General features: G+C 68.7%; 22 protein-coding genes and 1 pseudogene. 11 read left to right on the plus strand and 12 right to left on the minus strand.

What is annotated here, in order from left to right; all coding sequences use genetic code 11:
- Positions 1 to 7: 7 nt before the first annotated feature.
- The 7 genes from pilB (at position 8) to QM782_RS04175 (ending at position 8,038) form a co-directional block, all read left to right on the plus strand.
- Entirely contained in the window at positions 8 to 1,741 is a 1,734-nt protein-coding gene (gene pilB / locus QM782_RS04145; RefSeq protein WP_415201663.1) for a type IV-A pilus assembly ATPase PilB, read from the plus strand.
- 25 nt (positions 1,742 to 1,766) lie between these two features.
- Entirely contained in the window at positions 1,767 to 2,984 is a 1,218-nt protein-coding gene (locus QM782_RS04150) for a type II secretion system F family protein (RefSeq protein ID WP_415201664.1), read from the plus strand.
- On the plus strand, positions 2,984 to 3,940 hold the full coding sequence (locus tag QM782_RS04155; RefSeq protein WP_415201665.1) for a prepilin peptidase: 957 nt from the start codon (positions 2,984 to 2,986) through the stop codon (positions 3,938 to 3,940). Before QM782_RS04150 ends, QM782_RS04155 begins: the two co-directional genes overlap by 1 nt.
- 3 nt (positions 3,941 to 3,943) lie before the next feature.
- Complete coding sequence (coaE, locus tag QM782_RS04160; protein ID WP_415201666.1) at positions 3,944 to 4,543, plus strand: dephospho-CoA kinase; 600 nt, start codon at positions 3,944 to 3,946, stop codon at positions 4,541 to 4,543.
- A 23-nt stretch (positions 4,544 to 4,566) separates the two neighbouring features.
- Complete coding sequence (zapD, locus tag QM782_RS04165) at positions 4,567 to 5,322, plus strand: cell division protein ZapD (protein ID WP_415201667.1); 756 nt, start codon at positions 4,567 to 4,569, stop codon at positions 5,320 to 5,322.
- 5 nt (positions 5,323 to 5,327) lie between these two features.
- Positions 5,328 to 5,540, plus strand: coding sequence for a DNA gyrase inhibitor YacG (locus QM782_RS04170; protein ID WP_415201668.1), 213 nt, complete (start codon positions 5,328 to 5,330; stop codon positions 5,538 to 5,540).
- Between the two features lie 245 nt (positions 5,541 to 5,785).
- On the plus strand, positions 5,786 to 8,038 hold the full coding sequence (locus QM782_RS04175) for a TonB-dependent siderophore receptor (RefSeq protein WP_415201669.1): 2,253 nt from the start codon (positions 5,786 to 5,788) through the stop codon (positions 8,036 to 8,038).
- A gap of 12 nt (positions 8,039 to 8,050) precedes the next feature.
- Here the strand turns inward: QM782_RS04175 and QM782_RS04180 are convergent, their stop codons facing one another.
- The 4 genes from QM782_RS04180 to secA are packed head-to-tail and all read right to left on the minus strand — an operon-like array spanning position 8,051 to position 13,393.
- Positions 8,051 to 8,524 carry an NUDIX domain-containing protein gene (locus tag QM782_RS04180; RefSeq protein ID WP_415201670.1) on the minus strand — a complete coding sequence of 158 codons (474 nt, stop codon included), beginning with the start codon at positions 8,522 to 8,524 and terminating at the stop codon, positions 8,051 to 8,053.
- Positions 8,521 to 9,396 carry an ATP-binding protein gene (locus QM782_RS04185; protein ID WP_415201671.1) on the minus strand — a complete coding sequence of 292 codons (876 nt, stop codon included), beginning with the start codon at positions 9,394 to 9,396 and terminating at the stop codon, positions 8,521 to 8,523. Before QM782_RS04185 ends, QM782_RS04180 begins: the two co-directional genes overlap by 4 nt.
- Positions 9,393 to 10,622, minus strand: a complete 1,230-nt coding sequence (gene argJ / locus QM782_RS04190) for a bifunctional glutamate N-acetyltransferase/amino-acid acetyltransferase ArgJ (protein ID WP_415201672.1) — start codon at positions 10,620 to 10,622, stop codon at positions 9,393 to 9,395. The genes QM782_RS04185 and argJ overlap by 4 nt, the downstream gene beginning before the upstream one ends.
- An 8-nt stretch (positions 10,623 to 10,630) precedes the next feature.
- The gene (gene secA / locus QM782_RS04195) at positions 10,631 to 13,393 is read right to left on the minus strand and encodes a preprotein translocase subunit SecA (protein ID WP_415201673.1); all 2,763 of its coding nucleotides are present in this window, start codon (positions 13,391 to 13,393) and stop codon (positions 10,631 to 10,633) included.
- 152 nt (positions 13,394 to 13,545) lie between these two features.
- Between secA and QM782_RS04200 the strand changes: the two genes are divergently transcribed.
- Complete coding sequence (locus QM782_RS04200; protein WP_415201674.1) at positions 13,546 to 13,851, plus strand: DciA family protein; 306 nt, start codon at positions 13,546 to 13,548, stop codon at positions 13,849 to 13,851.
- A 63-nt stretch (positions 13,852 to 13,914) separates the two neighbouring features.
- Here QM782_RS04200 and QM782_RS04205 read toward each other — a convergent pair whose 3' ends face one another.
- The 4 genes and pseudogenes from QM782_RS04205 to QM782_RS04220 form a co-directional block, all read right to left on the minus strand.
- Entirely contained in the window at positions 13,915 to 14,040 is a 126-nt protein-coding gene (locus QM782_RS04205; protein WP_415201675.1) for a hypothetical protein, read from the minus strand.
- Positions 14,041 to 14,173: 133 nt separating this feature from the next.
- Positions 14,174 to 14,353, minus strand: coding sequence for a hypothetical protein (locus QM782_RS04210; protein ID WP_415201676.1), 180 nt, complete (start codon positions 14,351 to 14,353; stop codon positions 14,174 to 14,176).
- 87 nt (positions 14,354 to 14,440) lie between these two features.
- Complete coding sequence (locus QM782_RS04215; protein ID WP_415201677.1) at positions 14,441 to 15,067, minus strand: hypothetical protein; 627 nt, start codon at positions 15,065 to 15,067, stop codon at positions 14,441 to 14,443.
- A 65-nt stretch (positions 15,068 to 15,132) separates the two neighbouring features.
- Positions 15,133 to 16,258, minus strand: a pseudogene (locus QM782_RS04220) (PepSY-associated TM helix domain-containing protein); the annotation flags it as partial.
- A 117-nt stretch (positions 16,259 to 16,375) separates the two neighbouring features.
- On the opposite strand from QM782_RS04220, the gene QM782_RS04225 reads away from it, so the two are divergent.
- Positions 16,376 to 16,789, plus strand: a complete 414-nt coding sequence (locus tag QM782_RS04225) for a type II toxin-antitoxin system VapC family toxin (protein WP_415201678.1) — start codon at positions 16,376 to 16,378, stop codon at positions 16,787 to 16,789.
- 18 nt (positions 16,790 to 16,807) lie between these two features.
- Here QM782_RS04225 and QM782_RS04230 read toward each other — a convergent pair whose 3' ends face one another.
- The 3 genes from QM782_RS04230 to QM782_RS04240 form a co-directional block, all read right to left on the minus strand.
- Positions 16,808 to 16,951 (minus strand): hypothetical protein, encoded by a 144-nt coding sequence (locus tag QM782_RS04230; protein ID WP_415201679.1) that lies wholly within the window; start codon positions 16,949 to 16,951, stop codon positions 16,808 to 16,810.
- 126 nt (positions 16,952 to 17,077) lie between these two features.
- Entirely contained in the window at positions 17,078 to 17,401 is a 324-nt protein-coding gene (locus QM782_RS04235; protein WP_415201680.1) for a hypothetical protein, read from the minus strand.
- A gap of 1 nt (position 17,402) precedes the next feature.
- Entirely contained in the window at positions 17,403 to 19,046 is a 1,644-nt protein-coding gene (locus QM782_RS04240; RefSeq protein ID WP_415201681.1) for a PepSY-associated TM helix domain-containing protein, read from the minus strand.
- Between the two features lie 63 nt (positions 19,047 to 19,109).
- Between QM782_RS04240 and QM782_RS04245 the strand changes: the two genes are divergently transcribed.
- Both QM782_RS04245 and QM782_RS04250 read left to right on the plus strand, forming a co-directional pair.
- Positions 19,110 to 19,640, plus strand: a complete 531-nt coding sequence (locus QM782_RS04245; RefSeq protein ID WP_415201682.1) for a hypothetical protein — start codon at positions 19,110 to 19,112, stop codon at positions 19,638 to 19,640.
- Positions 19,637 to 19,990, plus strand: coding sequence for a DUF5615 family PIN-like protein (locus QM782_RS04250; RefSeq protein WP_415201683.1), 354 nt, complete (start codon positions 19,637 to 19,639; stop codon positions 19,988 to 19,990). The genes QM782_RS04245 and QM782_RS04250 overlap by 4 nt, the downstream gene beginning before the upstream one ends.
- 6 nt (positions 19,991 to 19,996) lie before the next feature.
- Here QM782_RS04250 and QM782_RS04255 read toward each other — a convergent pair whose 3' ends face one another.
- Positions 19,997 to 22,594 carry a TonB-dependent siderophore receptor gene (locus tag QM782_RS04255; protein ID WP_415201684.1) on the minus strand — a complete coding sequence of 866 codons (2,598 nt, stop codon included), beginning with the start codon at positions 22,592 to 22,594 and terminating at the stop codon, positions 19,997 to 19,999.
- Between the last annotated feature and the right edge of the window lie 11 nt (positions 22,595 to 22,605).

The raw sequence follows: 22,605 nt of genomic DNA on the forward strand, positions 1-22,605 counted from the left end.
TTTGAGGATGGCTGCAGTCGACAAGGCGAAGAGCGCCCACCCGGTAGCCCTGCCCGGCCTCGGCAGGGCCCTCATTGCCGCCGGCAAGCTGAGCCAGCAGACCGCCGAGGAGCTGTACCGCAACGCGCAGGCGAACCGCACCAGCTTCATGGCGGAACTCACGGGGTCGGCCGCCGTGTCGCCGTTCGATCTCGCGCACGCGATGTCCGCAGCCTTCGCGGCGCCGGTGATCGACCTGGACGCGCTGGACCTGCAGCGCCTGCCGCAGGATCTGCTGGACCCCAAGATCTGCCAGACCTACCGGGTACTGCCGCTGTCGCGGCGCGGCAACCGGCTGGCCGTCGCCACCGCCGACCCGTCGGACCAGGAGGCGGCAGAGAAGATCAAGTTCTCCACCCAGCTGGCGGTGGATTGGGTCATCGCCGAGTACGACAAACTCGCGCGGATGCTGGAGACCAGCCTCGGCCATCCCAGCACGGCCATGCAGGCCCTGGCCGGCGCGGAGTTCGAGTTCGACGACGCCGCGGTGGCCGCAGCGACGGACACCGGCGAATCGGCCGCCCTGTCGGAAATCGAGGACGCGCCGGTCGTCAAGTTCCTGCACAAGATGCTGCTCGACGCGATCGCGATGCGGGCCTCGGACCTGCACTTCGAGCCCTACGAGCACACCTACCGCGTGCGCTTTCGCATCGACGGCGAACTGCGCGAGATCGCCTCGCCGCCGGTCGCGATCAAGGACAAGCTGGCCTCGCGCATCAAGGTGATCTCGCGGCTGGACATCTCCGAGAAGCGCGTGCCGCAGGACGGCCGCATGAAGCTCAAGATCGGGCCGGACCGCGTGATCGACTTCCGCGTCAGCACGCTGCCCACGCTGTTCGGCGAAAAGATCGTGATCCGCGTCCTGGACCCGAGCAGCGCCAAGCTGGGCATCGACGCGCTCGGCTACGACCCCGAGGAAAAGGAGCGGCTGCTGCGCGCCATCGGCCGCCCCCACGGCATGATCCTCGTGACCGGTCCGACCGGTTCGGGCAAGACGGTTTCCCTCTACACCTGCCTGAACCTGCTGAACAAGCCCGGCGTGAACATCGCCACGGCGGAAGACCCGTCGGAAATCAACCTGCCGGGCGTGAACCAGGTCAACGTGAACGAGAAGGCGGGGCTGACCTTCGCCGCGGCGCTGCGCTCCTTCCTGCGCCAGGACCCGGACATCATCATGGTCGGCGAGATCCGCGACGTGGAGACCGCCGACATCGCGATCAAAGCCGCCCAAACGGGCCACCTGGTGCTGTCCACACTGCATACCAACGACGCGCCGGCCACCCTCACGCGCCTGCGCAACATGGGCATCGCGCCGTTCAACATCGCCTCCAGCGTGATCCTGATCACGGCGCAGCGGCTGGCCCGGCGGCTGTGCCCCAGCTGCAAGCAGCCGGCGGACCTGCCGCGGCAGGCGCTGCTGGACGCGGGCTTCGCGCCGGCGGAGCTGGACGGCAGCTGGCGGCCCTACCATCCGGTCGGATGCAAGCAGTGCAACAACGGCTACAAGGGCCGCGTCGGCATCTACCAGGTCATGCCGATCAGCGAGGAACTGCAGCGCATCATCCTGGCCGACGGCAGCGCGCTGGACATCGACCGCCAGGCCCGTGCCGAGGGCGTGCGCTCGCTGCGGCAGTCCGGGCTGCACAAGGTCCGGCTGGGCGTGACCTCGCTCGAGGAAGTCCTCGCCGTCACCAACGAGTAGTACCAGTACCGCGAACGGGAACGCTATGGCCACCGCAGTCTCCAGGGACGTCAAGGAGTTCGTCTTCGAGTGGGAAGGCCGGGACCGCAACGGCAAGCAGGTCCGCGGCGAGACGCGCGCCGCGGGCGAGAACCAGGTCCAGGCCTCGCTGCGACGCCAGGGCGTGTTCCCCACGAAGATCAGGAAGCGCAGGATGCGCTCGGGCAAGGCCGTCAAGCCCAAGGACATCGCGGTCTTCACGCGCCAGCTCGCCACCATGATGAAGGCCGGCGTGCCGCTGCTGCAGGCCTTCGACATCGTCGGCCGCGGCAACAGCAACGCCAACGTGACCAGGCTGCTGAACGACGTGCGCATGGACGTGGAGACCGGCAGCTCGCTGAGCTCGGCGTTCCGCAAGTTCCCGCTGTACTTCGACAGCCTGTACTGCAACCTGGTCGAGGCCGGCGAGGCCGCGGGCATCCTGGAGGCGCTGCTGGACCGGCTGGCGACCTACATGGAGAAGACCGAGGCGCTGAAGTCCAAGATCAAGTCGGCGCTGATGTACCCGATCTCGGTCATCCTCGTGGCCTTCGTCGTGGTGGCGGTGATCATGATCTTCGTGATCCCGGCGTTCAAGGAGGTGTTCTCCTCCTTCGGCGCCGACCTGCCCACCCCCACGCTGCTGGTGATCGCGGTGTCCGAATTCTTCGTCCAGTACTGGTGGCTGATCTTCGGCGGCCTGATCGGCGGCATCTACTTCTCCATGCAGGCCTGGCGGCGCAACGAGCGCGTGCAGCAGGTCATGGACCGGGCGCTGCTCAAGCTGCCCGTGTTCGGCCCGCTGATCGAGAAGTCCTGCCTCGCGCGCTGGACGCGCACGCTGGCCACGATGTTCGCGGCCGGCGTGCCGCTGGTCGAAGCGCTGGACTCCGTGGGCGGCGCCGCCGGCAACGTCGTCTACGCCGTGGCCACCGACAAGATCCAGCAGGAAGTCTCGATCGGCACCAGCCTGACCAGCGCCATGACCCATGCCGGCGTGTTCCCGGGCATGGTGCTGCAGATGACCTCGATCGGCGAGGAATCCGGCTCCATCGACCACATGCTGGGCAAGGCGGCCGACTTCTACGAGCAGGAGGTCGACGACATGGTGGCCGGCCTGTCCAGCCTGATGGAGCCCGTCATCATCGTGTTCCTGGGCGGGCTGATCGGCAGCATCGTGATCTCCATGTACCTGCCGATCTTCAAGCTCGGCCAGGTCGTCTGATGCCGCCCGCCTGGCTGGACGCCGCGCTGGGCGGCGTGCTCGGCCTGGTGGTCGGCAGCTTCCTGAACGTGGTCGTCCACCGCCTGCCGGCCATGATGTACCGCGGCTGGCTGCGCGAGGCCGCCGACAACCTGATGGCCGCGGACCCACGGATGGGCGTGCCAGTGTCGCTGTGGGACCTGGTGTTCCGCGGCCAGCGCGCCGCGCCGGCGCAGCTGCACGCCAGCGCCGCAGCGGCCGGCGCGGCGCTGCAGGCCCTGCCGCGCCTGGATCTACTACGCCCGGGCTCGCGCTGCGACCACTGCGGCCACCCGATCGCCTGGTACGAAAACCTGCCGGTACTCAGCTGGCTGGCGCTGCGCGGCGCCTGCTCGGCCTGCCGGCAGCGCATCGGCGCACGCTACCCGCTGGTCGAGCTGGCGACCGGCGTGCTGTTCGCGCTGTGCGCCTGGCGCTGGGGCCTCGGCCCGACGGCGGCGGCGTGGGCGCTGTTCGCCGCACTCCTCGTGTGCCAGTTCCTGATCGACCTGGACACCCAGTTGCTGCCCGACCCGCTGAACTACCTGCTGCTGTGGTCCGGCCTGGTGGCTGCGGCGCTGGGCTGGACCGTGCCGCTGGCCTCGGCCGTCTGGGGCGCCGTCGCCGGCTACCTGGTGCTGTGGTGCTTCTTCCACGCCTACCGGCTGCTGACCGGCAAGGAAGGCATGGGCTACGGCGACTTCAAGCTGCTGGCCGCGCTGGGCGCCTGGCTGGGCGCGGACCACCTGCTGGCCATCCTGCTGCTGTCGTCCGTCGTCGGCGCGCTGCTGGGCGGCCTGCTGCTGCTGCGCGGCCGCCTGGCGCACAAGGACGTGCCGATCGCCTTCGGCCCGTTCCTGGCCGGCGCCGGGCTGCTGTGCCTGGTGCTGGGGCCGGCCGAGGTGCGGCACCTGGCGCCGTTCGCATTCCCGTTCTGACCCATGAAGATCCTGGGCCTGACCGGCGGCATCGGCAGCGGCAAGAGCACGGTGGCGGCCATGCTGGCCGGCCTGGGCGCGGCGCTGATCGACGCCGACGCGAATGCGCGGGCCGTGACCGCCGCGGGCGGCGCGGCGATCGAACCCCTGCGCGCCGCGTTCGGCCCGGCGCTGATCACCCCGGAAGGGGCGCTGGACCGCGCGCGCATGCGCGAACTGGTCTTCGGCGATGCCGAGGCCAAGCGGCGGCTCGAAGCCATCGTGCATCCGCTCGTGGGCCTGCTGGGCCGGCAGCAACACGACACGGCCCTCGCCGCCGGCCGCCGCTGCGTGGTCCACGACATCCCGCTGCTGGTCGAATCGGGCCGCTGGCGCGCGCAGCTGGATGCCGTCTTGGTCGTGGACTGCCAGCCGCAGACGCAGATCGCCCGCGTGATGCAGCGCAGCGGCCTGACCGAGGCCGCCGTGCGGGCCATCATCGCCGCACAGGCGCCGCGCGCGCTGCGCCTGGCGGCGGCCGACGCCGTGATCTGCAACGACGGCATTTCCCTGGAACAGCTGAGGATAGAGGTGCACGGGTTCGCGCAAGCCTTCGGGCTATGATCGGCGGCGAACGGAAGCCGAGTGTGATCCTGTACGAGTACCCTTTCAACGAACGCATCCGGACCTATCTGCGCCTGGAGCACCTGTTCCGCCGCCTGGTCGAGCTGATGCCGCGCGAGGCCCCGGTCGACCACCATTTCGCGCTGGTCACGCTGTTCGAGATCATGGACGTCGCCGCGCGCGCCGACCTCAAGTCCGACGTCCTGAAGGACCTGGAGCGTCACAAGACCCAGTTGGCCGGCTACCGCGACAACCCCTCGATCGACCAGCGCCTGCTGGAGGACGTGATCGCGCAGCTGGAGCACTGCTTCACGGCCCTGCACGAGCAGTCCGGCAAGGCCGGCCAGCCGCTGACCGAGAACGACTGGCTGATGAGCCTGCGCAGCCGCGTCAGCATCCCGGCCGGCACCTGCAGCTTCGACCTGCCCGCCTACTACCACTGGCAGCACCTGGACGCCGAGGTGCGGCGCCAGGCCATCGCCGAATGGGCCGGCGCGCTGGCCCCGCTGGCCGAATCGATCCAGCACCTGCTGAGGATGCTGCGCGATTCCGGCGCACCGCAGAAGGTCATGGCGCTGGCCGGCCAGTTCCAGCAGAACCTGCCGCAGGGCCGCACCTACAACCTGATGCGGCTGCGCATCGATCCGGCGCTGGGCCTGATCCCCGAGATCAGCGGCAACCGGCTGATGGTGTCGGTGCGGCTGATGCACCAGGGCGAGGACGGCAAGCTGCAGCCCGCAAGTGAAGATGCGGCCTTCGAAATGGCGCTGTGCGCCTGAGGCCCATGGCCACCGGCACGCCCACCACGACCGCACGCTGGGTCGACTGCCCGACCTGCAAGGGCAAGAGCCTGTACGCGCCCGGTAATCCCTATCGCCCGTTCTGCAGCGAACGCTGCAAGAACCTGGACTTCGGCGCCTGGGCCAGCGAGAGCTTCTCGGTGCCGGACCCGACGCCGCCGGACGACCAGCCCTTCGGCGATCCGCGGCTGCAGTAACGCCCGGTTCAGCCGCGGCAGCCAGAGCGCGGCCGCCCCGCGGCAGCCTCCCCTGCCGGCGCCCCATCCCCCCGTACCCGACACAGGCATCCAGCCGTGTGGCTTGCCGCCCACACCCTGCAGCCGCTTGCCATTCAAAACAGCAACTGATAATAATTATCAAATAGACTCCTGACCCGCCAGCGACAACACCGGGACTCTCGTGGCCGGGAAGCCAGCTCTTCCCCCAACCAACGGAGATTCCCATGGCCCGCACCAAGCGCCGACCATCCGCACAGCCGCCGCAGCGGCGTCTGCACACCTCGCTCGCATCACCCCTCGCCCTGTACGGCGGCCATTCCCGCCTGCACCTGGTCGCGCTGACGATCGCGGCAAGCGGCGGCACGGCCCATGCACAGACGAGCGCGCCGCACACCGAGCCCGGGGCCACCCAGCTGCCCACGGTCACCGTCAGCGCCGACCAGGAACAGACCGGCACCGCCGAGGACGGCTATCTGGTCAAGAAGATCACCGGCGTCGGCCTCTGGGGTGCACGGGATCTGCAGGACACGCCGTATTCGATGAGCGTCATCCCGGAGGAGCTGATCGAGAACGCCAACGCCAAGGACATGGACCAGATCTTCCGGATGAACCCGACCACGCAGGAGACCGCGCGCATCGCCAGCGATTCGACGGACGGCGCATGGGTGACCATCCGCGGATTCCAGGTCAACAACCCCGTCGTCAACGGCATGCCCTACGCCAGCCGGGTCGGCGGCACGCCGATGATGCAGGACATCGAGCGCGTCGAGATCATCAACGGCGCGACCGGCTTCCTGTACGGCGGCGGACGCGTCGGCGGTGCCGTCAACTACGTCACCAAGAAACCCACGCTCCACGACCTGAGAACGGTCAGCGTCGGCAGCTATGGCGGCAGCACATACTTCGGGCACGTCGACCTGGGAGGACAGATCGACCGGAACAGCGTGTTCGGCTACCGCTTCAACGCGCTCTACCAGGATGGCGAGACCAGCCGGAAGGAGAAAAAGAAAATCGGTGCGGCCAGCCTGGTGCTCGACCTGAAGCCGAGCGACGATTTCTATACCGATCTGCGCATCAGCTACAAGGACACCGAGAACCCCGGTCCGACGATCTTCTGGGGCGGCAACCGCGGCGAGCCCATCGACTATTCCGGCGCCGGCATCCGGCGGAACCAGAGCTACACCCCGGAATGGCAGAAGCACCAACTCACGTCGAAGAAGATCGAGAACAGCGTCAAGTGGAACATCAGCGACGTCTTCACGCTGAGAACCGGCGTGTTCCATGAACAGGTGGACCGGTCCGGCGGCGATGCCAGAATCCGGTACGTGAACGGCATCGTTCAGCGCAACTCCTGGTACGGCAACCCCTCCAAGGGAGAAAACAGCAAGCTCGGCGCCGCTGCCTACCTGGACGCTAAGTTCGCAACGGCCGGGGTGCGGCACACGCTGACGGTCGGCTACTCGTCCAGCACCGAAAAGACCAAGAGCAGCCAGGGTGGTTCGAGCTTCCTGATCCCCGCGGACACCACGCCCGACGGGTTCCGGAACTTCCCGATGCCCGCAGGATGGGGCAGCGCGGTGCAGGCGCCCACGCCCAACAACAAGACGCAGTTCCAGAACGTCCTGATCGGGGACGACATCCAGTTCAACGAGCACTGGTCTGCGCTGGTCGGGGGCAACTATGCCTCCATCACCACAAAGAACCTTCGAACCAACGTGGTCGGCTATGACCAATCGGCCTTCACGCCGACGCTGTCGCTGATCTACAAGCCGTTCAGCAGCCTGAGCACCTACGCCACGTACATCGAGAGCCTGGAGCAGGGAGCCACCATTCCCGACGATCCGGAATACGCCAACCCGGGAGGGGTTCTCGCCCCCTACATCAGCAAGCAATACGAAATCGGCGCGAAGTACAAGCTGAACGAGCGGACGCTGCTCAACCTGGCCGTGTTCCGGATCGAGAAGGCCGACACCTTCGACACCGAGGATCTGAGCATCCCTGCCGGGACGCCGGGCAGGATCACGCGCACCCGGGACGGCCTGCAGGTCCACCAGGGCGTGGAAATCGGCATCACGGGCAAGGTGACGGACAACCTCACGCTGATCGCCGGCGGCACCGTGATGGACCTGAGCCTCAAGAAGAACAACACCCCGGCGCTGGACGGGAAGAAACCCACCGGCGCCGCCAGCAGGATGGCAAAGATCTACGCCGAGTACCGGATTCCGGGCGTCGAGGGCCTGAGCGTGTCGGGGGGTGCCTACTACACGGGCAAAAAATACGACGACCAGGCCAACACCGTCGTCGTGCCCGCCTACACCTTGTTCGATGCGGGCATCCGATATGCCGCCAAGCTGGGTCGATATCCGACGACGTTCAACTTCACCGTCCAGAACATCGCGGACAAGGTGTACTGGTCGAACACCCGGGCATTGGGCGATCCGAGAACCTTCGCCTTCACCGTGAAGACGACGTTCTAGGACGCCATCGCCTCACACGCCATGGGTCGGCCCGGTGAAGCCGCGTTCGCGGGCGAGCCAGTCCAGCACCGGCAGCGCGCCCGGCAGCACCGGTGCCAGCCGCACCGGCAGCGCGGCCCAGGCATGGCGCTGGCCCTCGCGCATCTCCAGCTGGCCGGTCCAGTGCCGCACCTTGCAGAAGCTGAGCCGGACCAGCGCGTGCGGATAGTCCACGAGTTCCTCGCGCCAGGGTTCGGCCGCGCCGATCACGATGCCGATCTCCTCCTGCAGTTCGCGGCGCAGCGCCTGCTCCACGGTTTCGCCGGCCTCCAGCTTGCCGCCCGGGAACTCCCAGTAGCCGGCGTAGACCTTGCCCTCGGGCCGCGACGTCAGCAGGAAGCGGCCCTCGGCGTCGAGCAGCACGCCGACGGCGACGTCGACGGGCCGGCGATCCGGCCCGCCTTCGCGTGGCCGGTCGCCGTCGGCCACCAGCGCCGGCGCGGTCATGCCGCCGCGTGCCGGCCGGCGTAGTCGCGCGCGAACTGGTAGGCCACGCGGCCGCTGCGCGAGGCGCGCTCCAGCGCCCAGACCAGCGCCTCGGGCCGCGCCGCCTGCTGCGCCGCAGGGGACACGCCGAACGCGCCCAGCCACTGCGCGACGATGGCCAGGTACTCGTCCTGCGTGAACGGGTAGAAGCTGACCCACAGGCCGAAGCGCTCGGACAGCGAGATCTTCTCCTCCACCACCTCGCCCGGATGCACCTCGCCGTCCTCCGTGTGCGTGTACGTGAGGTTCTCCTTCATGTACTCGGGCAGCAGGTGGCGGCGGTTGCTGGTCGCGTAGATCAGCACGTTGGGCGTGGCAGCGGCCACCGAGCCGTCGAGGATGGACTTGAGCGCCTTGTAGCCGGGCTCGCCGTCCTCGAAGCTGAGGTCGTCGCAGAAGATGATGAACTTCTCGGGCCGGCCGGCCACCACCTCGACGATGTCGGGCAGGTCCGTCAGGTCGGTCTTGTCGACCTCGATCAGGCGCAGGCCGCGCGGCGCGTATTCGTTCAGGCAGGCGCGGATCAGCGAGGACTTGCCCGTGCCGCGCGCGCCGGTCAGCAGCACGTTGTTGGCCGGCCTGCCCTCGACGAACTGCAGCGTGTTGCGCTGGATCTTCTCCTTCTGGCCGTCGATCTCCTTCAGGTCCGGCAGCCGCATGACGCCCACGTGCCGCACGGGCTCCAGCAGCGCATGGCCGGAACTGCGCTTGCGGTAGCGGTAGGCGATGGAGGCCGCCCAGTCGGGTTCGGAAAGCGGCGCCGGCAGCACGCGCTCGATGCGCGCCATCAGTTGCTCGGCGCGCAGCAGCATGCGCTCGAAAGCCTCGTTCATGATCTGTAGTCGGCGTTGATGCTCACGTAGTCGTGCGAGAGATCGCAGGTCCAGACCGTGTCGACGGCCTCGCCGCGGCCCAGGCCCACGCGGATCGTGATCTCGCTCTGCCGCATCACGCGCTGGCCGTCTTCCTCTCGGTACTCGGGACGGCGGCCGCCGCGGGTGACCACGTGCACGTCGTCCAGGAACAGCTCGATCTTCGTCTGGTCCAGGTCGGCGATGCCGGCGTAGCCCACGGCCGCCAGGATGCGGCCCAGGTTCGGGTCGCTGGCGAAGAAGGCCGTCTTGACCAGCGGCGAGTGCGCGATCGCGTAGGCCGCCAGCCGGCATTCCTCGGCGGTCCGGCCGCCCTCCACGCGCACGGTGATGAACTTGGTCGCGCCCTCGCCGTCGCGCACGATGGCCTGGGCCAGCTGCTGCGCGACCTGCAGCAGGCCGGCCTTCAGCGCGCGGCCGTCCGGCTGGTCCCAGGACGCGACGACCGGATGCGCCGCCTGCTGCGTCGCGATCAGCACGAAGGAGTCGTTGGTCGAGGTGTCGCCGTCGATGGTCACGCGGTTGAACGAGGCGTCGGCCAGTTCCTTGACCAGGTCCTGCATCAGGCCGGGCGCGATCTTCGCGTCCGTCGCCAGGTAGCCCAGCATCGTCGCCATGTTCGGCCGGATCATGCCGGCACCCTTGCTGATGCCGGTGATGGCCACCGGCACGCCGGACAGCACCACCTGCGTGCTGAAGGCCTTGGGCACGGTGTCCGTGGTCATGATGCCCTCGGCCGCGCGCGCCCAGTGGTCGGGCCGGGCGTCGGCCACGGCCGCCGGCAGGCCGGCGATGATGCGCTCGCTCGGCAGCGGCTCCATGATCACGCCGGTCGAGAACGGCAGGATCTGCTCGGGCGCGACCCCGAGCTGCTGCGCCAGCGCCACGCAGGTGGCCTGCGCGCGGGCCAGGCCGTCGCTGCCGGTGCCGGCGTTGGCGTTGCCGGTGTTGACCAGCAGCGCCCGGATGCCGTGGCCGGCCGCCAGGTGCTGGCGGCACAGCTGCACCGGCGCGGCGCAGAAGCGGTTCTGCGTGAACACGCCGGCGACGCAGGCGCCCTCGTCGAGCAGCACGACCGTCAGGTCCTTGCGGCCGGCCTTGCGCACGCCGGCCTCGGCGACGCCGATGCGCACGCCGGCCACGGCGTGCAGGTCCGCGGGATGGGGGGGAAGGAGATGGACGGGCATGGATTTCCTTATGCCAGCTTGCCGTGACACTGCTTGAACTTCTTGCCGCTGCCGCAGGGGCAGGGGTCGTTGCGGCCCACGCGCTGGCCGTTCAGCGCGAACGCGTTGCCGCCGGCGGGCTGGCCCTCGGCGCGGGTCTCGGCCTCGCCGGTCTCGGTCGGCGCGGTGTAGGTCACGTTGGCCACGTGCTCGCCACGCTGCTCCAGGTCGTGGGCGGCCTGGCCGGCCTCCTCGCTGGACTGGATGCGCACCGTCATCAGCAGCTTGGTGACGTTGTTCTTGACCGCATCGAGCAGCTGGCCGAACAGTTCGAAGGCCTCGCGCTTGTATTCCTGCTTGGGCTGCTTCTGCGCATAACCGCGCAGGTGGATGCCCTGGCGCAGGTAGTCCAGCGCCGAGAGGTGCTCGCGCCAGTGCTGGTCCATGCTCTGCAGCAGCACCATGCGCTCGAACTGGGTGAACTGCTCGCCGCCGACCAGCGCGACCTTGGCCTCGAAGGCCGCGTCCGCCGCGGCGATGACCTTCTCGACGATGTCCTCGTCGGTGATGTCGCTGGCGGCCTCGACCTCGGCGGCCAGCGGCACCGGCAGCTGCCAGTCCTCGGCCAGCGTCTTCTCCAGGCCCGGCAGGTCCCATTGCTCCTCGACCGACTCGGCCGGCACGAACTGCCGCACCACGTCCGTGAAGCAGCCGTGGCGCAGGCCGCGGATCACGTCGGAAAGGTCGGCCGCGTCCAGGATCTCGTTGCGCTGGGTGTAGACCACCTTGCGCTGGTCGTTGGCGACGTCGTCGTACTCCAGCAGCTGCTTGCGCATGTCGAAGTTGCGCGCCTCGACCTTGCGCTGCGCGCTCTCGATGCTGCGCGTGACGATGCCGGCCTCGATGGCCTCGCCCTCGGGCATCTTCAGGCGGTCCATGATGGCCTTGACGCGCTCGCCGGCGAAGATGCGCATCAGCGGGTCGTCCAGGCTCAGGTAGAAGCGCGAGGAGCCCGGGTCGCCCTGCCGGCCGGAGCGGCCGCGCAGCTGGTTGTCGATGCGGCGCGACTCGTGCCGCTCGGTGGCGATGATGCGCAGGCCGCCGAGGGACTTGACCAGCTCGTGGTCCTTCTCCCACTGCGCGCGCAGCTGGGCCTCCTCGGCGGCGAGCGCGGCCTCGTCCTTGCCGGGATGGGCCGCGTGCAAGGCCTCGATGGCCTTTTCCAGGTTGCCGCCCAGCACGATGTCGGTGCCGCGGCCGGCCATGTTGGTCGCGATCGTGATCATCTTCGGCCGGCCGGCCTGGGCCACGATGTCGGCCTCGCGCGCATGCTGCTTGGCGTTGAGCACCTGGTGCGGCAGCTTCGCGCGGATCAGCAGCTGGTCGATGATCTCGGAGTTCTCGATCGAGGTCGTGCCCACCAGCACCGGCTGGCCGCGCTCGTGGCATTCGCGGATGTCGGCGATGGCGGCGTCGTACTTTTCCTTGGTGGTCTTGTAGACGCGGTCGAGCTGGTCCTCGCGCCGGTTCGGCCGGTTCGGCGGGATCAGCGTGGTCTCCAACCCGTAGATCGACTGGAACTCGAAAGCCTCGGTATCAGCCGTGCCGGTCATGCCGGCCAGCTTGGCGTACAGGCGGAAGTAGTTCTGGAACGTGATCGAGGCCAGCGTCTGGTTCTCGGGCTGGATCGCCACGCCCTCCTTGGCCTCCACCGCCTGGTGCAGGCCGTCGCTCCAGCGCCGGCCGGCCATCAGGCGGCCGGTGAACTCGTCGACGATCACGACCTCGCCATCCTGCACCACGTAGTGCTGGTCGCGGTGGTAGATGTGGTGGGCCCTGAGCGCCGCGTTCAGGTGGTGCATCAGCGTGATGTTGGCCGGGTCGTACAGCGACGCGCCCTCGGGGATCAGGCCCAGGCCGGCGAGCAGCCGCTCCGCGTTCTCGTGGCCCTGCTCGGTCAGGAACACCTGGTGCGCCTTCTCGTCGACCGTGAAGTCGCCCGGCTTGGTCACGCCCTCGCCGGTGCGCGGGTCGGCCTCGCCCTCCTGGCGCGTCAGCGAGGGCACGACCTGGTTGATCGCCAGGTACAGCTGGGTGTGGTCCTCGGCCTGGCCGCTGATGATCAGCGGCGTGCGCGCCTCGTCGATCAGGATCGAGTCCACCTCGTCGACGATCGCGTAGTACAGGCCGCGCTGCACGCGGTCGCGCACCTCGTAGACCATGTTGTCGCGCAGGTAGTCGAAGCCGTACTCGTTGTTGGTGCCGTAGGTGATGTCGGCGCCGTAGGCGGCCTGCTTCTGCTCGCGCGGCATCTGCGGCAGGTTGATGCCGACCGACAGGCCCAGGAAGCCGTAGAGCCGCCCCATCCAGGTGGCGTCGCGGTTGGCCAGGTAGTCGTTGACCGTGACCACGTGCACGCCCTTGCCCGCCAGCGCATTCAGGTAGACCGGCAGCGTGGCCGTCAGCGTCTTGCCCTCGCCGGTGCGCATCTCGGCGATCTTGCCGTAGTGCAGCGCCATGCCGCCGAGCAGCTGCACGTCGAAGTGGCGCATCTTCATGACCCGCTTGGAGCCTTCGCGCACGACCGCGAAGGCCTCGACCAGCAGCGAGTCCAGCGTGGCGCCGGCCGCCACGCGGTCCCTGAACTCCTGGGTCTTGGCGCGCAGTTCGTCGTCCGAGAGCTTCTCGAACTGGGGCTCCAGCGCATTGATCGCCTGCACCGACTTGCGGTACTGCTTCAGCAGCCGCTCGTTGCGGCTGCCGAAAATCTTGGTCAGGAAGTTGATGGTCATGGATGCGGGGCCGTTGCGCGCGCGGGGCAGCGGCCGGAATTCCTCGAAGCGGTGGAAACCGGGACGGCCGGGCGGGGCGCCGCGAAGGCAGCGGCCAGCTCTTGCCAAACCGGCGATTTTATGCCGTGCCGGCAACCCCGATAATCCCGGCCATGCACGCTCCCCGCCGTTCCTTCACGCTGCAGCAGGCGGTGGAAGACTCCGCCCCGCTGGCCCGCCTGACGGCCCTGGCGCGCGAGTCGGCGGGCCGGCTGGCGGCAGTGCAGGCGCTGATCCCGGCGCCGCTGCGCCCCTCGGTCCGGCCCGGCCCCATCGACGGCGGCAACTGGTGCCTGCTGGTGGACAACAGCGCCGCCGCGGCCAAGCTGCGGCACCTGGCGCCCACACTGCAGGCCGCGCTGCAGCGGCGCGGCCACGAGGTCGAGGCCATCCGCGTGAAGATCCAGAAGCGGACCTGAGGCGCGACCCTGCGCGGTGCGGTGCCAGCGCCCGGTGGGTGCGCGAGATGTCGATCGCAGGCTTCAGGCGGCGGCGCGGCCCGGCATCCCGGCAGGTCGGGCCTGTGGCCCGCCGGACGAAAAGCACCAGGCCTCGCCCTGCACGATGTCGGCCAGCACCTGCGCCGTCTTCACGGTGTCGTCCGCCAACAGGGAGATTGAATGATCGAGGCGGTCATTTCCTTCCTGTCGCTTTGGGAGCCGCCGGTGCAGCGGCCGGCAGGTGCAGCAGGGCCCGCATCCACTCCGAGGCGGCACGGCCGGCTTCTTCGCCGCTGAAGTCCTAGGCCTCCTTCATCAACACCCAGCCATGGGCGCCGCCGACGCGGTGGACGACGGCGGCCAGCCACCGGGCACCGGCAGCGCGGAGATCGGGCCGCACCGCGCACACCGCCGCCAGGATGGCGGCCTGGCGCGCGGCGTCGCCGGCGCGGCGCAGCTCGCGGCCGGCGCGCGAGAACATCCACTGTGCCGCTTGGCCAGAAACCGGGCCCGGCCGCCGATCCTGGCGCGCCGCCGGCGACGGCGAGCACCGCGCGCGCCCACATCCTCAGGGTTGAACCTCGAAGCTCAAGGTGGCCGTATGCCGCACATCCTGGTAGGTCTTGCCGTCCACCGTGGCCGAGCCGTTGTCGACCCGCGCCGTCACCTCCAGCACGTACAGGCCCGGAAACCAGGGTGTGAAGCGCACGCTGCCGTCCGCCGCCGGGCGCAGCACGCGGCTCCAGCCTTCGCTGGTGGCCACGTTCACCTGGCTGGCGGCCACCGGCCGGCCCTTGAAGAACAGGCGGAAGGTGTTGCCATCGGGCGCCGTGGGCACCAGCTCCAGGTCGTTCACCGCCTTGATCTCGGTGCGGCCGAAGCGGGCCTGGTAATAGGTCAGCACCTCGCCGGCAACGCGCGTGGCGACGAAGCGCACGTCGCCGCCGCCCGCCGGTGCGATGGCGAAGTGGTCGCCCTGCGCTTGCGCCGCAGCGGCCGTGCCGTCGGGCAGCACGGTGTGCGCGTCCCGCAGCGCGGGCAAGGCGGCCAGCGGTTTGTGCAGTTCGCCCACGCGCGCCGTGGCCTGCCCTGCCTCGCGCTGCAGCCACAGGTAGTCCGCCCAGGCCGGCGCGCCCAGCGCCAGCGCGGCAGCCGCCAGCAGGCTGCGAATTTGTGCACGGTTCGGTTTCATCATCCTCACTCCCTTCCGCCGGCCACCCAGGCCAGCACGTTCAGCCAGCGCGGCCGCCACGCCAGCACCAGCGCCACGGCCAGCGCCGAGGCGCCCAGCACCATCACCCAGACCAGCACCGCCATCGATGCGTGGTCCGCCCGCAGGAATTCGCTCACGCCGTCCACCGCGCTGCGCGGCGGCTCTTCGCGGATCACCTGGCCGGTACTGGCCTTGAAATGGATGCCTTCGCCGGTGAGGGCGATGCGGTCAGTGCCGGCGCGGTAGATGCTGACATAGCCGTTGGCGTCGCCCACGTGGGTGAGCGACAGCGCCCCCCTCGCCCGCCATGCCCTTGGCCGCCCAGCGGCGCTGCGCCTCGGTCACCATGGTGTCGACCGAGGCCAGGGGGGCCGGCTCGCCAGAACGCTTTCGCGGCAGGCCGGTTTCCTGCGCCTCCAGCCTCTCGTGCAGTTCGTGCAGTTCGTGCAGCGGATGCAACTGGGTCTCGGCCACCGGGAAATAGATGCCCGAGAAGATCGCCAGCCCGGTGAAGGCGAAGAAGAAGTGGAAGGGCAAGGCCAGCACACCCGTCATGTTGTGCAGGTCGAGCGTGCTGCGCTGGGTGGCTTTCCTGGGGCGGAAGGTGAAGAACTCGCGGAACACCTTGCGGTGCATGACCACACCGGGGACCAGCGCGGCCAGCATCGACAGCCCAGCCAGGCCGACGATCCAGAAGCCCAGGTTCTTCCATGCCAGGTGCAGGCTGTAGTGCAGCGGGTAGAAGAAACCGCTGCCGATCTTGAGCCGGTCATCGGGCAGGGCCGCGCCGCTGCGCGGGTCGAGGGTGCGGCTGGCCCAGGCGGTGTCGTCAGGGTCGCGGACGCCCGGCACCTCCCACTCGGCATGGATGCCCGGCACCGGATCGCGGTGCGTCGTATAGGCGCCCCAACTGCGCACGGCGCCGAAGTGCGTGGGCATGGGGCCATCGACCTTGCCGCACCGTTGCGCCAGGCTCTCGGCGGCGGGCTGCATGCCCTCGAACACCAGGCGCAGCACGCGGTCGAACGAGGGCATGGGCTGCGCGGCGAAGCGTGACCGGGGAATCGCCCAGCGGTCGATCTCGCGGTCGAACACCGACAGCGCGCCGAAGAAGAAGCACACCATCAGCACGAAACCCAGCACCAGGCCGAACCAGGTGTGCCGCCAGGCCATGGACTGGCGGAAGCTGGGGATGACGCAGCTTTAGGCATCAATCATGGCCGACCGCCAGCAGCCCCCTCCGCAGGCACGCGACTGACCGCAGCCGCCGGACACCGGCAACGCCAGGGCATGACCTTGCGCTACATGCTGGACACCAACATCGCCAGCGACCTGCTGCGCGGTGGCTCCCCTCGCCTGGAGCAGCGCCTGCGGCGCGAGCGCGTCGATGCCGTGTGCATCTCCGCCATCACCCGCGCCGAGCTGCGCTACGGCGTGGCTCGCCTGCTGCCTGCCGCCACGCGGCTGGAGCGCGAGGTGCAGCGCTTCCTGCAAGGCATCGCCACGCTCCCCTGGGACGAGGCCGCCGCAGATGCCTACGGCCCTGTGCGCGCCGCGCTGGAGCGCGCCGGCACGCCCATCGGCGCGCTGGACACGCAGATCGCCGCCCATGCGCTGATCGCCAACCTCACGTTCGTCACCCACAACGTGGACGAGTTCCGCCGCGTGGCTGGCTTGCGCGTGGAAGACTGGGTCAGCGGCTGATCGAAACAACATAGTTCCTCAGCCCACCAGCCGCGATTGCAGCGGCGAAGCCGCACCGGCCATCACCGCCCCGCCGCCGGCCAGCACCGCCCACACGCGCCACGGGCTGCGCGCGACGAAAGCCCACGGCAAGACCACCAGATACAGCAGCAGGCCCGGCATGGTGGCCAGGTGCTCGGCGTCTTGGAGCGGCAGGCCCAGCGCGACCAGGCCGCTCAGCTAGCGCTCGGTCCACCGTCCCCTGGCTCACGCGAGTTCATGGCGCGCGGTGCATCACGGCGGCGCGCGTCACTTGATCTCCTCGTCGCCGATATCCAGCGCAATCCCCGGCTTGGCCTCGATCACCACATAGAAAGGCACCGCAGGCCGCTCGAAGCTGAACCGCCCCTGCCCGTCCAGCCGGCCCCCCAGCAGGATCGCATCGCCATCGGCGGCGACCACGTCGATGCGCGCGCCGGGCACCGGCCGGCCATCGATGCCGGCCGTGCAGCGCACCACCCGGGCGCCCTGCGGCTCGCACCGGCCCGCCAGCTCGTAGCCGTGCGCCCAGGCCGGCTGCGCGCCCAGCGCCATCACGCTGGCGCACGCCAGCAGTCGAAAGGGTTTGCTCATGTCATCGGCTCCTGTCTCTCGCCCACTGCGCCGTGGCGGGCGATGCCTGCGCCAGCGGAACCGCCACCCGGTGCTTGCTGCCGTCCCAGCCCTCCAGCGTCAGCCACAGCTGCGCGTCGGGCCGGATGTCCTCGGGCACATCCCCCACGGCGAACATCCGGTACGGCGTGCCTTGCAGCAAATGGCCCGACGTGCGCACATCCCCGCGCGGCCGCCCCAGGCGCACGTAGACCGCCTTCACCTGCCTCACGGCATCGCCGCGCAGGGCCAGGGTGAAGGCTTTTTCATACTCGCCACCGACCAGCCGGGGCGGCCCCTGGAGCCATTCACCCAGCGTCAGGCGCCAGGGCCCGGCGTCGAAATCGCCCGCGATGCGCTGGCCCAGGCCGGCGCGGGCAGCCGGCTTGTGATCCGCCAGGTACTGCGGCAGCAGGGCCAGCGGCAGCATCAGCATCAGCCCGCTCAGGTGAAAGCGCCAGCGCCGCCAATGGGCCGCGAAGCCGGGCCATGCTTCCGCCGTGGCCCTGGCCGTGCGCTTGAGCCAGATCACCAGCCCCGAAGCCACCAGCGTGGTCAGCATCAGGCCGAAGAAGAAGTACACCAGCTTCAGCCCCAGGCCCACGAAATCGCCCGTGTGCAAGGGCCGCATGGACTGCGTGACCAGCTCCAGCCAGGATCGGTTGCCGATGCTGCGCACGTACTCCAGCTTGCCCGAATACGGGTCGATCCAGACACCTTCGGTCAGCAGCGGCCAGTGAGCGCCCTGGCCCCGCACGCGGATGGGCGCGAACGCATGGTCGCCCATCGAGAAGAACGACGCCTCCACCCCAGGGAACGTCTCCCGCATGATCTGCGCGGCCTTGTCCAACCCGATGCGAGGCGGCACCTGCCCGCCTGGCGCCGCAAGCGGCACACCCTCGCGGTCCAGCATCACGGGTACAGCCGGACCGGTTTCGGGCAGCTCCACATGGCTGGCCTTGAACACGATGTCCGTCAGGAACCACAACCCCGTGATCGCCATGATCAGGATGAACGGCACCGACCAGATGGCGATCAGCCGGTGCAGATCGCCCCAGAACACCCGCGCGCCCTGGCGCCAGCGCAGGCGCGGGTGCAGGTACCCGCGCCAGAAGCGCTTGTAGACCACCAGGCCGGTGATCAGCGAGCCGAGCAGGGGCACGGACAGCAGCGACACCAGGAGCCAGCCGACGCTGGCCTTCATGTCCTTGAACAGCAGCCAGCCGTGCAGGGCCTGCATGAACGAGCGGAAGGAGAACCCCTCGGGCTCGCTGCCCTGAATGTGGCCGGTGTACGGGTTCACGTAGTGATCCACGGACTTGCCGTCGGGATACTCCGCCTTCACCGTCCAGGCGAACATCGACTTCACGGGCCGGTCGAGGCGCCGGATGATCGCCTCGGGGTGCTCGCGGGCGATGACCGCCAGCACCCCGTCGTAGCCCAGCATCCGCGCATCGCTGGACGGCGGATTGGCCCGCACCTCGGGCCTGGCCAGCCAGACGATCTCCTGGCTGACCGTGGCGATGGAGCCGGTCAGGCAGACGAAGAACAGAAACACCCAGATGGGCAGCGCCAGCCAGCCATGGGCCAGGAACCACCAGCGGGCGGAAGACGCGGTTGAAGCCATAGGAATTCACATAAACTCAAAATACACTCATAATCCGAGCATTCATCACACCAAGGTCACGCCATGCCCGCCACCACCGCCGCAGCCACCAAGCGCGCCAACTTCGACCTGACGCCCGAGCAGGACGAAATCCTGGCCAACCTGCGCACCGCGCTGTCCGCCTCCAGCGTCAAGGACACCGTGCTGCGCGCCGCCCAGCTCGCCACCCTGCTGGTGAACGAAGCGCGCCAGGGCAACCACCTGTACGTCGGCCGCAGCGCGCAGCAGGCCACGCGCCTGGCGATACCCGAGCTGGAAGCCAACCTGCCGCCCGCCTGGCAATGGCTGGTGGAGCGCCCCCACCCGTGGCGGCGCCAGCTGTGGATCAAGGGGCGCAAGCTGCTGGCCAGCGCCGTCTGGCTCGACGCCCAGGCCAACGGCCTGAGCGAGGAAGAAGCCGCCGAAAACTGGAACCTGCCGCTGCCCGCCGTCGAGGAAGCCTTCGCGTACTGCGAAGCCCACCGCGCGCTGATCGAGGCCGAGGCCGACGAGGAACGCCAGCGCCTGCTGGTCGAAGGCCTGAATCCAGAAAAAGCGCCGGTACAAGACGCATGAAACTGCTGGTGGATGAAGACAGTCAGGCCCGCCGCCTGCTCGACGCCCTGCGCCACGCCGGGCACGACGTGGCGAGCGTGGCCGAACTGGGCTGCAACGGCCTGCCCGACGCCGAGGTCTTCGCCCGGGCGCAGAGCGAAGGGCGTGCCCTGCTGACCCACAACGTGGCCGACTTCCTGGCGCTGGCCCGGCAGGCCGGCGGTGAACACGCTGGCGTGCTCGCCGTCTTCCGCGACGGCAACCCGCGCAACACCATGGGCCACGAGCAGATCGTGCGGGCCATCGGCGCGCTGCAAGCGGCTGGCCTGCCCGTGCAGGGCCAGTTCCATGTCCTCAACCATTGGCGCTGAGGCGCGTCAGAAACTACCGCGCAGGGTCAGCATGAAGCGGCGCGGCTCACCCGTGTAGTTCGCGTAGTAATTGGGCCGGACATATGACAGGTAGTGCTTGTCGAACACGTTGTTGATGTTCAACGCTGCCTGCCACTTGGGGTTGATCTGGTAGGCAATGCGCGCATTCCAGACCGAATAGCCGCCCTGCACCGGATCCAGCCGCGTGGTGCTGCCCGTGCGCATGGCACTGCGGTAGTTCACCCCCGTGCCCAACTGCCACTGGCTCCACGCGCCAGGCAGCTTCCAGTTCGACCACAGGCGGAATATCTGCTCGGGCGTGTTGTAGTTGAACGGCGTGCCCACCAGTTCCGGTTGTATATCGACCTTCAGGTACTTGTTGCGCTGGTAGGTGTAGCCGCCGCTGATCTGCCAGCTTCTCGTCAGGTTGCCATGCACCTCCAACTCGATGCCTTGGGTGCGAACCTTTCCCGCCGACTGATAACAGAGACCGGCGCCGCTGGCACCGCAGGTCGACTCATTGCCGTCCCACACGGCAAGGTTCTTCTGATCGATGCGGAACACCGCCAGGGATGTATTCAGCGCGCCATCGAACAACTCGCCCTTGACCCCGGCCTCGTAGTTGGCGCCCAGAATCGGCTCCAGCACCTTGCCGTGAACGTCCATCTCAGCTTGCGGCTTGAAGATGTCCGCGTAGCTGGCATAGGCCGACCATTGGGGCGTCACTGCATAGACCAGGCCGGCGTAGGGGGTGAATGTGGCATCCTTCTTGATGTAGGTTACCGATGGCCCGGTGTTGCTGTATAGGTAATTCGCATCGTATATGAACCAACTGATGCGCGCTCCGAGAACGGAGGTCAGGCGACTGGTCAGTTTGGTGCGCACCATGCCGTAGAAGCCCTTCGAGACGGTATCTATGTCGTTGGTGGCAATCCGGGTGGGCGTGGCCATGCTCAGCGGGGGCACATCCCGAACGATGGTCGGCAGCGGGTAGCCAAAGTGATTACGGTATTGGACATAGGCGTCGTCCCTCGCCTGCTTGCCGTAGTTGGCGCCCAGCACGACGTCATGCTGCAGACCTGCTGCTGTGAATTTCCCGGTGAGGCTGGCGTCGATGCCGTAGCTCTTGGTTTTGTAGTGGTAGTCGTAGCCGAGGCCGGGCATCACCCCTCCACCAATCGGAACAAGGCCATTGGGAGTGGAAACGAGTTGTGAAGAGTCATCCTGGAGATAAGTGCCAGCAACTTTTAACTTCCAGTCGGCATCGAAGTTGTGCTCCAGGTCGGCGATGAGGCGTGTTTCCGTTCTCTTGTCGCCACTCCAATCCGCACTGATGTAGGCCGAGCTCGGCAGACCGAGCAGGCGGCCGTCCGTATAGGTAGGGATGCCGTCGTATTCCGCGCTGTTGCCCTTGCGCCTTGAATGCACCAGGCCCATGCCGAAGGTGGTGTCCGGCGCCAGGTCGAAATCCAGGGCGCCATAGGCATTCAGGTTTCTGTCGGACACGGTATCGAGGAAGGAGCCGGTGCGCTCGTAGTCGAGCACCAGGCGGCCGCGCACACGGCCATCCTTGTCGAGCGGGCCGCCCGCATCCAGTTGCGTGCCGTAGGTGTCCCATGAACCGGCGCGCCCCTCGACGGTGATGCGCTTGTCCGCGAGGCCGCGCTTGCGTACCAGATTGACCGAGCCGGCCGGGTCGCCCGCGCCTTCCAGCAGGCCCTGCGCGCCGCGCAGCACTTCCACGCGGTCCAGATCGACCGTGCTGGCCGCGAAGGTGTTGCCCCAGGGGCCGAAGCGGGGCAGCGGCACGCCGTCGTATTGCACACTGGCGACAGGGAAGCCGCGCGAGGTGATGTCGCTGCCGCCTTGAGCCCGCTTGACCAGGGTGACGCCGGGCGTGTTGTCGAGTACGTCGTACAGCGTTTCCAGCCCCTGGTCGTCCATCTGCTGGCGCGTGATCACGGTCACCGACTGCGGAATGTCCTTGAGCGACTCCGCCCCCTTGAACAGGGTCGCGCCCCGGGCGGCGTAGGAGCCGGTGCCTTCGGTCGATGGCTCGCGTAACGGTGCTGCCGTAACGATCACTTCAGACAAAGCGGTGCTGCTTGTCCGGGCCGCCGACACAGGTGCAGCCACCCGGGTCGACCTGCGCAGGGAATACCCGCCGCCCGGCTGCGCCAGTGGCTCGAGCCCGCTGCCCTCCAGCAGCTTCAGCAAGCCGCTCGTGACGCTGAGGCTGCCGTTCACGCCCCGCGTGCTCCGTCCGGCGACCAGCGCCTCGTCGTAGGAAAGGTTCACGCCCGCAGCGCGCGCGAAGCGGTCCAGCGCTGCATCGAGCGGCCCGGCGGGAATGTCGAAGCTCTTGACCGCATCGCCCTTGGGCAGCGCCGTGGCGGCGGCGGAATTGACGCCCGAGTCCTGGGCGCGGGCCTGCTGGGACGCGGTCGCCGCGCCGATGACCAGGCCGCCCGCCAGTGCACCCTGGAGGGCGACGGCCAGCACGGTGGGCCGCAGGCGGGCTCTGCTGTTCGCGCTGCCTGCCCGGCGGGCGGTGCCCCGCAGCGTCGGCAAGGCTGCGAAATTCGGACTCCGGGTGATGCTCATGTCGGTCGTTC

Source organism: Pseudorhodoferax sp., from assembly GCF_047601025.1.
GTDB lineage: Bacteria > Pseudomonadota > Gammaproteobacteria > Burkholderiales > Burkholderiaceae_C > Pseudorhodoferax.